This window comes from Rhodopila globiformis (assembly GCF_002937115.1).
Taxonomy (GTDB): Bacteria; Pseudomonadota; Alphaproteobacteria; order Acetobacterales; family Acetobacteraceae; genus Rhodopila; species Rhodopila globiformis.
Genome location: NZ_NHRY01000061.1, coordinates 1 through 13,381 on the forward strand (window position 1 = coordinate 1; position 13,381 = coordinate 13,381).

The 13,381-nt window shown below is 65.5% G+C and carries 14 protein-coding genes; 10 read left to right on the forward strand and 4 right to left on the reverse strand.

The window, feature by feature from the left end:
- Positions 1 to 123 precede the first annotated feature (123 nt).
- The 3 genes from CCS01_RS05610 to CCS01_RS05620 all read right to left on the reverse strand — a co-directional run bounded on the left by CCS01_RS05610 (position 124) and on the right by CCS01_RS05620 (position 1,137).
- Positions 124 to 462, reverse strand: coding sequence for a type II toxin-antitoxin system PemK/MazF family toxin (locus CCS01_RS05610; protein WP_338049965.1), 339 nt, complete (start codon positions 460 to 462; stop codon positions 124 to 126).
- Positions 351 to 581 (reverse strand): antitoxin MazE family protein, encoded by a 231-nt coding sequence (locus CCS01_RS05615; RefSeq protein ID WP_104517846.1) that lies wholly within the window; start codon positions 579 to 581, stop codon positions 351 to 353. The genes CCS01_RS05610 and CCS01_RS05615 overlap by 112 nt, the downstream gene beginning before the upstream one ends.
- Before the next feature lie 352 nt (positions 582 to 933).
- Complete coding sequence (locus CCS01_RS05620; protein ID WP_104517847.1) at positions 934 to 1,137, reverse strand: hypothetical protein; 204 nt, start codon at positions 1,135 to 1,137, stop codon at positions 934 to 936.
- Positions 1,138 to 1,290: 153 nt separating this feature from the next.
- Between CCS01_RS05620 and CCS01_RS05625 the strand changes: the two genes are divergently transcribed.
- From CCS01_RS05625 to CCS01_RS05640, 4 genes are all read left to right on the forward strand, one after another.
- Positions 1,291 to 2,004, forward strand: coding sequence for a haloacid dehalogenase type II (locus CCS01_RS05625; protein WP_104517848.1), 714 nt, complete (start codon positions 1,291 to 1,293; stop codon positions 2,002 to 2,004).
- A gap of 96 nt (positions 2,005 to 2,100) precedes the next feature.
- Positions 2,101 to 3,273 (forward strand): acetyl-CoA C-acetyltransferase, encoded by a 1,173-nt coding sequence (locus tag CCS01_RS05630; RefSeq protein ID WP_104517849.1) that lies wholly within the window; start codon positions 2,101 to 2,103, stop codon positions 3,271 to 3,273.
- 276 nt (positions 3,274 to 3,549) lie between these two features.
- Positions 3,550 to 4,272: an acetoacetyl-CoA reductase gene (gene phbB / locus CCS01_RS05635; protein ID WP_104517850.1), complete on the forward strand. Its 723-nt coding sequence runs from the start codon at positions 3,550 to 3,552 to the stop codon at positions 4,270 to 4,272.
- Between the two features lie 109 nt (positions 4,273 to 4,381).
- Positions 4,382 to 5,257: a TauD/TfdA dioxygenase family protein gene (locus CCS01_RS05640; protein WP_204848150.1), complete on the forward strand. Its 876-nt coding sequence runs from the start codon at positions 4,382 to 4,384 to the stop codon at positions 5,255 to 5,257.
- Between the two features lie 545 nt (positions 5,258 to 5,802).
- Here CCS01_RS05640 and CCS01_RS05645 read toward each other — a convergent pair.
- Positions 5,803 to 6,582: an ABC transporter ATP-binding protein gene (locus CCS01_RS05645; RefSeq protein WP_104517851.1), complete on the reverse strand. Its 780-nt coding sequence runs from the start codon at positions 6,580 to 6,582 to the stop codon at positions 5,803 to 5,805.
- A gap of 278 nt (positions 6,583 to 6,860) precedes the next feature.
- Here CCS01_RS05645 and CCS01_RS05650 point away from each other — a divergent pair, with 278 nt between their 5' ends.
- The 6 genes from CCS01_RS05650 to CCS01_RS05675 all read left to right on the forward strand — a co-directional run bounded on the left by CCS01_RS05650 (position 6,861) and on the right by CCS01_RS05675 (position 13,374).
- Positions 6,861 to 8,216: a trypsin-like peptidase domain-containing protein gene (locus CCS01_RS05650; protein ID WP_158258244.1), complete on the forward strand. Its 1,356-nt coding sequence runs from the start codon at positions 6,861 to 6,863 to the stop codon at positions 8,214 to 8,216.
- Between the two features lie 80 nt (positions 8,217 to 8,296).
- Positions 8,297 to 9,442 (forward strand): amidohydrolase, encoded by a 1,146-nt coding sequence (locus CCS01_RS05655; protein ID WP_104517853.1) that lies wholly within the window; start codon positions 8,297 to 8,299, stop codon positions 9,440 to 9,442.
- A gap of 67 nt (positions 9,443 to 9,509) precedes the next feature.
- The gene (locus CCS01_RS05660; RefSeq protein WP_104517854.1) at positions 9,510 to 9,908 is read left to right on the forward strand and encodes a PPOX class F420-dependent oxidoreductase; all 399 of its coding nucleotides are present in this window, start codon (positions 9,510 to 9,512) and stop codon (positions 9,906 to 9,908) included.
- Between the two features lie 457 nt (positions 9,909 to 10,365).
- Positions 10,366 to 10,818, forward strand: a complete 453-nt coding sequence (locus CCS01_RS05665) for a (2Fe-2S)-binding protein (protein WP_104517855.1) — start codon at positions 10,366 to 10,368, stop codon at positions 10,816 to 10,818.
- A gap of 3 nt (positions 10,819 to 10,821) precedes the next feature.
- Positions 10,822 to 13,119 (forward strand): xanthine dehydrogenase family protein molybdopterin-binding subunit, encoded by a 2,298-nt coding sequence (locus CCS01_RS05670; RefSeq protein WP_104517856.1) that lies wholly within the window; start codon positions 10,822 to 10,824, stop codon positions 13,117 to 13,119.
- Between the two features lie 30 nt (positions 13,120 to 13,149).
- On the forward strand, positions 13,150 to 13,374 hold the full coding sequence (locus CCS01_RS05675) for a hypothetical protein (protein WP_146101573.1): 225 nt from the start codon (positions 13,150 to 13,152) through the stop codon (positions 13,372 to 13,374).
- Positions 13,375 to 13,381: the final 7 nt, after the last annotated feature.

A 13,381-nucleotide genomic window follows, 5' to 3' on the forward strand; every position in this document is an offset into this window, starting at 1 on the left:
TCCCATTTGGTGTGATTTAGGCTCTCGAATTCGTCCATTGATGGAACTCCATCAGCGTGTGCTTTGGCGGCTCACGCTCCAGAGTTTCATTGATGGGCGAACCGGGGCCTACCCCCGCAAATGTCAAACTGCTGCTGCCTCCCCGGCAGAGCCGGGGGAACTCCCGGTTACGTTAGACGCACTGGGCGCTACGTTGATCCGCAAAGCGGCGGCGTCCTGCAAATGGCTTGTCAGTGGAAGTGCAACAACGGTAGCCAGGGTATTGAACCAGTTGGCCTGAATGATGACGGCCGGACGGGGCTTGCCGCTGTCCCCTTGCAGGGCGACAATAACAATGTCGCCACGGCTTATCAGCCCAGATCGTCCCATGCGTCGGCACTGGCTCGTTCCCAGAAGGCAGCCTCGGCGTGTCCGATGTCCGTGGCATCGAAAGCCGCAACGCGCATGCATTGCCGCCGGCATTCCTCAGCGAAGCCAGGTGCGCGGGTGTCGGCTACCCAGATCTGGACCGGACGCAAACCAGCAGCGCGCATCTTGTCACGACGACGCCTGACTCGGTCGGCACTTTTTGACTGGCTCATGCGCTACATGTAGCGCACCTCAATGCCAAAAACAAGTTTGGATCCGGTATCGGCAGGACCAGGATGCCCCATCGATCACAAGCAGTCCTGCGCCGCATTGGCGCTAACTTGGAACGATGGAGCCAGGTCCATTGCCTCTCCATCATGGCCGGGCGTGTCTCGGCCATCCACCCCCCACCGTTGAAGCACAGATGGCCGGGACACGCCCGGCCATGACGATAGAGAGACGACCAGCCCTGTTTCCGGTCATGTTAGCGCCTATGAGTCCTGTATCGGGTCATGTCCACACTTCGCGGCCTGGCACTCGGAAGCCGCTGTTCAAGCTGGCCGTAACCGTCCCCTAAAGACGCGTTCACCGCTTCCAGGCGCGCTCGGTCCCTGCCTCGTAGTCGCGGAACGCCTTCTCCAGCCCGGTCAGCACTTCGGCGGCGGTTTCGAACAGCGCCTGGGCGCGGGGGTCCTGCACCTTGCCGACATCCTCCCGCAGGTGCTGGACGGTCTGGCGCAGGCGCTCGGCCTGCTGCCTGGTGTGCTGACGGGGATCGGCATCGCTCATGATCACGCTCCATCCGGTGGGGACTTCCGGCGTAACCCGCGCTGCCGCCGCCGGTTGCCCGCACCGTCATCAAGACCTGTCGCCCGCGGCGCTGACCGATTGACCCGACCCGCCGGCAGCGCTTTGCTCGTGCCGGCACAAGGGGGAGGAACCATGGCCAAGCAACCACCCGTCGCCATCGTCTTCGATACCTTCGGCACGGTCGTCGATTGGCGGACGAGCCTGATCGCGGACCTGACCGCCTACGCCACCACCCGCGGCGTGACCGCCGACTGGCCCGCCCTGGTCGATGCCTGGCGCGCCGCCTACCAGCCGTCGATGCAGCGGGTGCGCAGCGGCGAGCAGCCCTGGACCACGCTGGACAACCTGCACCGCGCCAGCCTCGATCGGCTGGTGGCCGAGTTCGGCATCAAGGGCCTGTCCGAAGCCGATCTGGCCCATATCAACCTGGGCTGGCACCAGCTGAAGCCATGGCCGGATGCGGTGCCGGGGCTGACCCGGCTGAAGGCGCGCTTCATCATCGGGCCGCTGTCGAACGGCAACGTCGCGCTGCTGCTGAACATGGCGAAGGCCGCCGGCATCCCGTGGGACATGATCTTCGGCTCCGACCTGTTCGGCCACTTCAAGCCCGATCCGGAAACCTACCTGGGCGTGTCGAGGCTGCTGAACCTACGGCCCGAGCAGGTGATGATGGCCGCGGCGCACAACGGCGACCTGGCGGCGGCGCGCAATTGTGGCCTGCAAACTGCATTTTTCCCACGACCAAGTGAATACGGACCGCGGCAGGAGCGCGATTACAAGGCCGAGAGCGACTGGGACATCGTCGCCACCGACATCCAGGACATGGCAACGCAGCTTGGCGTCTGACCCGGGTTGTGTTTCGCCGCGACCTGACGCACTTGTGCGATCGTCGGCACCACGCCGCAGAGTCTCGCGGGAGGAACCGCGAAAGGAGATCGAACCATGGACGACATCGTCATCGTCTCGGCTGCCAGAACGCCTGTCGGCAGCTTCAACGGCGCCCTGAGCACGCTGTCTGCGCACAACCTGGGCGCGATCGCGCTGCAGGCCGCGATCGCGCGGGCGAAGCTCGAGCCCGGCGACGTGGACGAGTTGATCTACGGCCAGGTGCTGGGCGCCGGCGAGGGCCAGAACCCCACCCGCCAGGCCGCCCGCCTCGCCGGCATGCCGGATTCAAAGACCGCGTTCGGCATCAACCAGGTCTGCGGCTCCGGCCTGCGTGCGGTGGCGCTGGCGGCGCAACAGATCCGCACCGGCGAAAGCGCCATCGTCGCCGCCGGCGGCATGGAGAGCATGAGCCTGTCGCCGCACGCCGCGCACATGCGCAACGGCACCAAGATGGGCAACATGGAATTCGTTGATACCATGATCAAGGACGGGCTGTGGGACGCGTTCCATGGCTACCACATGGGCAACACGGCGGAGAACGTTGCTCAGAAATACCAGATCAGCCGCGAGGAGCAGGACGCCTTCGCCCTGGCCTCGCAGCAGAAGGCCTCGGCGGCCCAGAAGGCCGGCCGCTTCAAGGACGAGATCAGCCCAGTGACGATCAAGACCCGCAAGGGCGAGGTGCAGGTGGCGGACGATGAATACATCCGTCATGACGCCAGTGCCGACAGCATGGCGAAGCTGCGCCCGGCCTTCAGCAAGGACGGCACGGTGACGGCGGGCAACGCCTCCGGCATCAACGACGGCGCCGCGGCGCTGATCCTGATGACGGCGACGGAAGCGAAGAAGCGCGGCCTGACTCCGCTGGCGCGCATCGCCGGCTTCGCCACCGCCGGCGTCGATCCCGCGGTGATGGGCACCGGGCCGATCCCCTCGACCCGCAAGGTGCTGGAGCGGGTGGGCTGGAAGCCGGACGACCTGGATCTGGTGGAGGCGAACGAGGCGTTCGCGGCGCAGGCGCTGGCGGTGAACAAGGACCTGGGCTGGGACACCGGCAAGGTGAACGTCAACGGCGGCGCCATCGCCATCGGCCATCCCATCGGCGCCTCGGGCGCGCGCATCCTGGTGACCCTGCTGCACGAGATGCAGAAGCGGGATGCGAAGAAGGGCTTGGCGACCCTGTGCATCGGCGGCGGCATGGGCGTCGCCATGTGCCTGGAACGCTGATCGGTTTCTGACGTTGTGCCCGGAAGCCGAAGGTTTCCGGGTACGACCGCGCCGGGTTCGCGCCCGGTGCGCTAGGTCAGGAACAGGCATCCGGGTTCCGCAGGAAGACGGGTGTATCTGTGTTGTCGATCGACGGACGTCTGCCCAAGGTCCAGGTGGCCTTAGTCGCGTCAGTAGCAAAATAATCTGATCTGCCGAAGCACTTTCGGCTCTTTGCAGTTTTGCCGAAAGTGCTATGACTGACACGGTTTTTGGAACAAATTAGGGAGGAGACCGATGGCACGCGTGGCATTGGTAACGGGCGGCACCCGCGGCATTGGCGCGGCGATCTGCCTGGCGTTGAAGGCTCAGGGCCGCACGGTGGTGGCCAACTACGCCTCGAACGACGAAGCCGCGGCCGCTTTCCAGAAGGAACACGGCATCCCCGTCTACAAATTCAACGTCGCCAGCTTCGAGGACTGTGAGGCCGGTATCGCCAAGATCGTCGCCGAGCACGGCGTCATCGAGGTGCTGGTGAACAACGCCGGCATCACCCGCGATGGCACCCTGGTGAAGATGCGCCGCGACATGTGGGATGCGGTGATCGATACCAACCTCGGCTCCTGCTACAACATGTGCAAGCTGACGTTCGAAGGCATGCGGGAGCGCAAGTTCGGCCGCGTGGTCAACGTCGGCAGCGTCAACGGCCAGGCCGGCCAGTATGGCCAGGTGAATTACGCCGCCGCCAAGTCCGGCATCCACGGCTTCACCAAGGCGCTGGCGCAGGAAGGCGCGCGCTACGGCATCACCGTCAATGCGATCGCCCCCGGCTACGTTGACACCGAAATGGTGCGCGCGGTGCCCGGTGAGGTGCTGCGCAAGATCGTCGCCAAGATCCCCGTCGGGCGGCTCGGCCATGCCGAGGACATCGCGCGCGGCGTGGCCTTCCTGACCGCCGACGACGCCGATTTCATGACTGGATCGACCCTGTCGATCAACGGCGGGATGCATATGTACTGACGCCGCGGCGCGGGGCGGGCAGCCGCATGCCCCGCGTATCCGGCCCCGGGGTCTTTGCCGATGGCGGGTTTGGAGTCATCCTTTCCTGACAGGGAAGGAGGACCGGTCCATGAACGCGCCACGCAACACCCAATACCGCCACCTGGACGTCCAGAAGATCACCGGCTCGCTGGGCGCGGATGTCCGCGGCGTCGATCTGTCGCGGGACGTGTCCGACGACATGCTGGCGGAAATCCGCGCCGCGCTGCTGGACAATCTCGTCATCGCCATCCGCGGCCAGGACATCACGCCGGCGCAGCAACTGGCGTTCGCGCGCCGTTGGGGCGAGATCCATCTGCACCCGTATATGGAAGGGATGCCGGACTATCCCGAAATTTTGGCCGTCATCAAGCGGCCGGGCGACAAGAAGAATTTCGGCGGGTCGTGGCACACCGACCAGATGTTCTCGCCGGCGCCGGCGATGGGCACGATGCTGTACGCCAAGGAGGTGCCCTCGGCCGGCGGCGACACGCTGTTCACCAACCAGTACCTGGCCTATGAGAGCCTGTCGGACACGATGAGGGCGCTGGCGAGCCAGTTGCGCACCGTCTGTGTCGGCGACAATTTCAAGCAGTCCGGCGGCCTGTCCCGCAAGCAGCGTTATGAGCGCGAGATGACCGAGATGAAGGTCAAGGACCCCGGCGACGTGCAGACCACCAGCGTGCATCCCCTGGTGCGCACGCATCCGGAAACCGGACGCAAGGCGCTGTACATCGGCGGCCACGTGCAGCGTTTCGACGGCATGACGGACGAGGAAAGCCAGCCGCTGGTCGATTTCTTCATGAAGCACTCGATCCGCCCCGAATTCACCTGCCGGGTGCGCTGGCAGACCGGCACGCTGACCTTCTGGGACAACCGCTGCACGCAACATTTCGCGGTGAACGACTATCCAGGGGACTCACGGGTGATGCACCGCATCACGGTGTGTGGTGACGTTCCTTTCTGAGGGGGGAGTGTCGGAGGGTTTCGGGGTTGGGGATGGCTTTCCTCGCGGGGAGGGCCATCGTCCTGGACCCGGAACGGCCGGCTTGTCGTTGGCTGCGGTGGCTTTCGTTTTGGGCGGCCGAGGGACAATGGCGGCGGGCGTGCGGTACGATCGTCCAAACATTTAACCACAGAGGAAAAGCGGAGAATCACTGACGGCCACAGGGAAGAATTTGTGGCGCTACGTGCGAAGCGCACGACCACCAGCACTGCTGGAACATGCAATGTCGGACATCACCGCGCCGGACATGACCACGTGGCCAGGCGCACCAACAAACCGGCCTGCCTTGACACCCGCGCCCGCACCAGGCCGTGCGCTGTCCCCCCTGATCCCCTGTGGCCCTCCACGGCCCTCAGTTCATTCTCTGTGCGAACAATAATACCCCATCAACCGCGCTGTCCCTGCCCACGACGCACCGCAGCCCGCGCCGGTTCCCAGCCAATCAGCACCCGCCCCAAATTCCGGCACAATCACATCACTACTCCAAAGAAACGGCTCGCCCTCCATCAGGCGGCCGTCCCAAGATAAGCCTGGATCACATCCGGATTCTGCCGCACCTCTCCCGGCCTCCCATCAGCGATCTTGCGCCCAAAGTTCACCACCACGACCTTGTCGGACACCGACATCACCAGGCTCATGTGATGCTCCACCAGCAGGACGGTGATGCCCTGCACATCGCGCACGCGCCGGATCTGGCCTTCCAGGGTATGGACTTCCTCATGGTTCAGCCCCGCCGCCGGCTCGTCCAGCAGCAGCAGCTTCGGTTCCGCCGCCAGCGCCCGCGCCAGCTCCACTCTCTTCCGGATCGGGAACGGCAGGCCCCCGGCGATCCGGTTGGTGAATCCGCCCAGGTTCATGAACTCGATCAGTTCCAGCGCCTTGTCGCGCGCCGCGGCTTCCTCCTGAGACACCGCGCGCAGGCGCAGCGCATTGGTGACAAAACCGCCGCCGGTGCGGCTGTGGCGGCCGATCATGACGTTTTCCAGCACCGTCAGGTGGTCGAACAGGGCGACGTTCTGGAAGGTGCGGCCGATGCCGATGGCTGCGATCCGGTGGCGCGGCACCGACAGGATGGATCGCCCCTCGAAAAGGATCTCGCCCGCGTTGGGCCGGTACAGCCGGCTGAGGCAGTTGAACAGCGTCGTCTTCCCCGCTCCGTTCGGGCCGATCAGCCCGGCTATCTGGCCGAGTGCGACATCGAAACCGACGTTGTCCAACGCAACGACGCCGCCGAAACGAAGCGTGATGCCGGTGACGGACAGAAGCGGTGTCGTCGTATCGTTCATTGCGCGGACATTCCCCAACGGTGACGAGTCGCGCCGATTGGCCGGCCCGTTGCCTCGTCGCCGGACGATAGACTGCGCAAGGTGGCGGCCGGATGCAAGCGGCGGCGACGTCATCGGCGGGCCGCGAGCCACGCCAACGTGACAATCCGGTGAGGTGTGGCACGTCTAATCTGGCCGCCGCCAACGGGCGGGAAGCCTTGGCATCCCGGATTGGCGGCTCGATCCGTATCGCCCGCTTGCCAGTCAGTCGCGTCTTTCAGTGACACATGAGATTATCCATGCCTTGGTTTGTCCGCCTTGCCGTCATTGTGGTTTTTGCAACGGGCCTCCAGGCCGCGCCCGCGCCGGCCCTTGCCGGGTCCGATCAGCCACCCGGGATGATCGCCGCCGTCGTCGCCAGGGTGCGGGATTCGGTGATGCGCATCGTCGTCGTGCATCCGCCCGAGGCGCCGCCCGGCGAGAAAACCATGGCCAAGGCCGGCGAAGGGCACCCGGTGACGCGGATCGGATCGGGCTTCGTCATCGATCCCGACGGCCTGGTCGCCACCAACCGCCACGTGGTGGAGAACGCCACCGCCATTTTCGTCGCCACGCCGGACGGCGGCCGGTTCCGCGCCGAGATCGTCGGCATGCCGCACAAGGCTGACATCGCCCTGCTGCGCATCCATACGGGCTACAAGCTGCCGGCGATCAAGTGGGGCAACAGCGACGCGCTGCGGCCCGGGGACACGGTGATCGCCATCGGCAGCCCGTTCGGCTTCGACAACACCGTCACCGCCGGCATCGTCAGCAGCGTCAACCGCGACATCATGGAAACGCCGTTCGACGACTACATCCAGACCGACGCCGCCATCAATCACGGCAACTCCGGCGGCCCCCTGTTCAACATAAACGGCGAGGTCGTCGGCATGAACAGCGTGCTGTACGCCCCCGGCACCTACAGCGGCTCGGTCGGCCTGGGCTTCGCGATCCCGTCCAACGACCTGCGCTTCGTCCTGTCGCGGCTGGAGGAATACGGCCAGGTCCGCGCCGGCATGCTGCCGTTCCGTACCCAGAGCGTAACGGCGATGATGGCCGAGGCCATCGGCTCGCCCGCCCCGGGCGGTGCCCTGATCGCCGCGCTGGGGCCGCGCGGCGACGAAATGAACGGCCTGATCCAGCCGGGCGACGTCATCCGCACCTTCAATGGCGAGGTCGTGACCGATCCGCGCGACCTCGCCCGCAAGGCAGCGCGGGCGCCGATCGGCAGCACGGTGAGACTGGGAATTTGCCGCAGCGGCACCATCATGGCCGTGAATGTGCCGATCCTGGCGTATGATCCGCACCCGCAACCGATTCAGGAGCCGGGTCCGCCGCCGAAGATGCTGGGCCTGCAATTCTCCGCCGCCGAGGGTTCCGACGGCACGATACGCGGCGTTGCCGTATCGGCGATCGACCCCACCGGCAGCGCCGCGGACAGCGGGCTGCAGACCGGCGACATCATCCTGCGGGTGCAGCAGCAGCCCATATCGACGCCGGAACAGGCCCGGGCGGCGCTGCAGGCCCGGGCCGCGGCCAAACAGCCCTATGCCGCCGTCCTGGTGGAGCGGAACGAGAAGCGCACCTGGATCCCGGTCGCCCTGCCGGGAGAATGAACCGCCGCCTGGGCGATCGCTGGTTGCCCGCTCTGCGCGGAGCCCATACGCTAACCGGTTTCGAGCGCAGCGGAGCGGCGATGGATAACACCCTGCACGAACGGCTTACGACATGGCGGCGCCACCTGCACGCCAACCCCGACCTGACGCTGCACGAAGCCCGCACCGCCGCCTTCGTGCAGGAACGCCTGCGGGAGCTTGGCATTCCCTGCGTCGGCGGCATCGGCGGCCATGGCGTGGTGGCAACGATCAGGCGCGGCGCCTCCAACCGCTCGGTGGGGCTGCGCGCCGACATGGATGCTTTGCCGATCCAGGAGGCCACCGGTGTGGCGCATGCGTCTTGCAATCCCGGCGTGATGCATGCGTGCGGCCATGACGGCCACACCGTTTCGCTACTGGGCGCGGCGGCGCTGCTGGCGGCGGACACCGCGTGGTCCGGCACGGTGCAGCTTGTCTTCCAGCCGGCCGAGGAAGGCGGCGGCGGCGCGCGCAGCATGATCGAGGACGGCCTGTTCGACCGTTTTCCAATGGAACGGATTTTCGCCTATCATAACTGGCCGGGCCTGGAGGCCGGCACGGTGGCGGTGCACGACGGGCCGGTGATGGCGGCGGGCAACCGGCTGTTCTTCACCGTCACCGGCCATGGCGGCCACGCCGCGCTGCCGCACATGACCCGCGATCCGATGGTTGCGGCCGCGCACCTGCTGCTGGCGCTGCAGTCCGTGGTGTCGCGTTCCGTCGATCCGCTGGACAGCGCCGTGGTGAGCATCGGCGTGATCCAGGCCGGTTCGGCGGCGAACCAGATTCCCGCCAGCGCCGAGCTGCGCGGCACCATGCGCGTGCTGCGCGAGGACGTGCGCGAACAGGTGCAACAGGCGATCCGCCGCATCGCCCGGGGCGTAGCCACTAGCTTCGCTGTCGACATCGACATGCGGATCGCCAACCGCCTGCCGGTGACGCGGAACACCCCGGCGGAGCGCGACTTCGCGGCCGAGGCCGCACGCTCGGCCGGCCTGATGCTGCGCCGCGACATGGCGCCGGCAATGACTGGCGAGGATTTTTCCTGGTTCTTGCAGCACCGTCCCGGCGCCTTCGTCTGGATCGGCAACGGCCCTGCCGATGGCGGTCGGGAACTGCACAATGCCGGCTATGACTTCAACGATGCGATCCTGCCGGCGGCGTCCGGCTACCTGGCGGCGGTGGCGAAGCGCGCCCTGGTCGGATGACGCTTGCCGGCGCGGGCGCGGCATTCCAATGTTGTGGTCTCAACCAAACCTAAGAGGAGTTCCCCGCATGGCCGACATCCCCGCCGGCTTTCTCGACCTGCTGACACAGAAGAAAGCTTTCGCCAGTCTCGCGACCATCCAACCCGACGGGTCGCCGCAGGTCACACCGGTCTGGTTCGACTACACCAACGGCGTGATCCGGGTGAACACCGCGAAAGGCCGGGTCAAGGCGCGCAACCTGTCGAAGGGCGCGAAGGTCGCGCTGTCGATCATGGACCCGGACAATGCTTACCGCTACATTCAGATCCGCGGCACGGTTACAAATGAGACGGTCGATGGCGCGGATGCCCACATCGACAGCCTGGCCAAGAAGTACATTGGCCAGGACACCTATCCCTGGCGCGGCCCGAACGAGACTCGCGTGATGTACGAAATCACCCCATCGGCTACGCACACGATGGGGTAGGCGGCTGATGGCGCCGTCGCGGGAAGGTGGCTGCCGGCCATCGTCCCGCGGCTGATGCGGTCGTGCAGTCCGTGTCGGATTATTAATTTATACTTGGCATTTGCAGTGCCGGGCGGCACACTTGCCAGGTGCCGGTTCCATATGAGAACATAAATAGCGAGGAAACGGATGCGGCACAACCGCAACATTGCGCGAAAGTGTATAGCCAGCCCCTCAATCTTTGCGTAGCGTCGATAGGGTAGCCTGAGGCTTGGAAACCAACAACAGTATCTTCAGGTGCGGGAGGGCCGGCCATACTGCACTACAACATAGTGGCACTTCTGCCTGATGATGCACCGCAACATGCCAGCGGGGCTTTTCCGCTGTACTGTCAGGTCGTGCCGATTTCCAATTGAGTACCGCTGCAGCATGCTGCGCGGAAACCCTTCATTCTCGAGAGCAGGGGAAGAAACACCAGATGATCACTTTGATCGTAAACGGGAAAGAACATAATTGGGACGGCGATCCGTCCTTGCCGCTGCTGTGGTATCTGCGCGACGAGGTTGGCCTGACCGGCACCAAGTTCGGCTGCGGCCACGCCTTCTGCGGCGCCTGCACGGTGCATCTCGACGGCGTCGCCGTCCGTTCGTGCAGCACCTCGATGCATGAGGCCGCCGATCGGCATATCACCACTATCGAGGGCCTGGATCCCGCCGGCAACCATCCGGTGCAGAAGGCCTGGCGCGAGGTCAACGTGCCGCAATGCGGCTATTGCCAGTCCGGGCAGATCATGCAGGCTTCTGCTCTGATTAGGCAGAATCCGCATCCGACGACCGAAGAAATCCGCGAAACGATGGCCGGCAATATCTGCCGCTGCGGCTGTTATCAGCGCATCGAGGCGGCGGTTCGCCTGGCAGCGACGGGGGCCTGAACCATGTTCCAATATCGCGTTGAGAACGTTTCCCGCCGTGGCGTACTGCAGGGCCTGGGAATCACCGCCGGTCTGGTGCTCGCCGTACCGGTGATGTCGCGCCGCGGCATGGCCGCGACCGGCATGGCGACCTACAAGACCGGTGCCGACAAGATGCCGCACGGCACGGTCAATGATCCGCGCGCCTTCGTTGCCATCGCCCCGGATGGGATCGTGACCATCATAGCCTCCCGCTCCGAGATGGGCACCGGCGTGCGCACCAGCCTGCCGATGATCGTCGCCGATGAAATGAACGCGGACTGGGGCCGCGTGCAGGTGAAGCAGGCGGACGCCGACGAGGCCAAGTACGGCAACCAGGACACCGACGGGTCCCGCAGCACCCGCCACTTCCTGATCCCCATGCGCCAGGTCGGCGCGGCCGCCCGCATGATGCTGGAAGCCGCCGCCGCCAAGCAGTGGGGCGTGCCGGTGTCCGAGGTCAAGGCGGACAACCACGAGGTGATTCACACGCCGACCGGCCGCAAGCTGGGCTATGGCGACCTGGCGACCGCCGCCGCCGCGGAACCCGTGCCCGATCCTTCGCAACTGCAGATGAAGGACCCGAAGGACTTCCGCTACATCGGCAAGGGCAAGGTCAGCATCGTCGACCTGCACGACATCACCGTCGGCAAGGCGATGTACGGCATCGACACGCGGCTGCCGGGCATGAAATACGCTGTCATCGCCCGCCCGCCCGTCGTCGGCGGCAAGGTGGTTTCGTTCGATCCGACCGACGCCATGAAGGTCTCGGGCGTGGAAAAGGTGATGGAGGTCAAGGGCTGGCCCTGGCCGTCCAAGTTCCAGCCGCTGGGCGGCGTCGCCGTCATCGCACGCAACACCGGCGCGGCGATCAAGGGACGCGACGCGCTGAAGATCGTCTGGGACGACGGAGCGAATGCCCACTACGATTCCGCCGTCTATCGCCGCGAGCTTGAGGAAGCGGCGCGCAAGCCCGGCCTTGTTGTCAGGAACAACGGCGACGTCGATGCGGCCATGAAGTCCGCCGACAAGATCGTTGTCGGCGAATACTACCTGCCGCATTTCGCCCACGCCCCGATGGAGCCCCCGGTCGCCACGGCGAATGTCGCGGACGGCAAGGCCGAGATCTGGGCGCCGGTGCAAAGCCCGCAGGGTACCCTCGATGACGCGGCCAAGACACTGGGCCTGAAGCCGGAGGACGTTACGGTACACGTGACGTTGCTGGGCGGCGGATTCGGCCGGAAGTCGAAATGCGACTATGCCCTGGAGGCAGCCATCATCTCCCAGGCCATCGGCGCGCCGGTGCGGGTGCAGTGGACCCGTGAGGATGATATCCAGCACGACTTCTACCACACCGTCTCGGCCGAACGGATTGAGGCCGGCCTGGACAAGAACGGCAAGGTCATTGCCTGGCGGCACCGCAGCGTGGCGCCGACGATCATGTCCACGTTCAAGGCCGGCGCGAACCACGAGGCGCCGTTCGAGCTTGGTATGGGCCTGGTCGACCTGCCGTTCGACATCCAGAACATCCGCTGCGAGAACCCGGCCGCCGAGGCCCATACCCGCATCGGCTGGTTCCGCTCGGTGTCGAACATTCCGCATGCGTTTGCGGTGCAGACCATGGTTTCGGAAATCGCCCACGCCACCGGCCGCGATCCCAAGGACATGCTGCTGGAACTGATCGGCCCGGCGCGCCTGGTCGATGTCGGCCCGTCGGTCAAGGATCTCTGGGACTATGGCGAGCCGATCAGCAGCTACCCTATCGACGCCGGACGGCTGCGCAAGGTGGTGGAACTGGTCGCCGAAAAAGGCGAGTGGGGCCGCCAGGTGCCGAAGGGCCACGGGCTGGGCATCGCGGTGCACCGCAGCTTCGTCAGCTACGTCGCCACGATCGTCGAGGTCGCGGTTGACAGCAAGGGCAAGATGACGATCCCGCGGGTGGATACCGCGATCGACTGCGGCATCTATGTGAATCCGGAACGGATCCAGTCGCAGATCGAGGGCGCAGCGATCATGGGCCTCAGCCTGGCCAAGTATGGCGAGATCACCTTCAAGCACGGTCGCGCCATGCAGAAGAACTTCGACACCTTCCAGGTTGGCCGGATGAGCGACAGCCCGATGGTTACCAACGTTCACATTATGCCGGCGACGTGGGCGGTCCCGCCGAGCGGTGTGGGTGAACCGGGCGTCCCGCCGTTCGCGCCGGCGCTGTGCAATGCGATCTTCGCCGCCACCGGCAAGCGCATTCGCCACCTGCCGATCGGCAAGCAACTCGAAGTGTAAGTGAGGAACGACGCATTGAAGCATCTGTCAATGATCGTCGGTTTCGGTGCGGTCCTGCTCCTTTGGGGCGGGACCGGACTGGCTGACGACCCCAACGCTCAGATCGGTAACGGACCGAAGGTCGAGAAGTCCATAACCCCACCGTCTGCGCCGGCGGCGAGCCGGACGCAGGCGACGGGGGCGACCAACCAGAGTCACAAAGTCAAGAAAATGAACAAAAAAGCGAAGGCCAAGATCGAAACGGAAGGCAAGTAGCCTGATA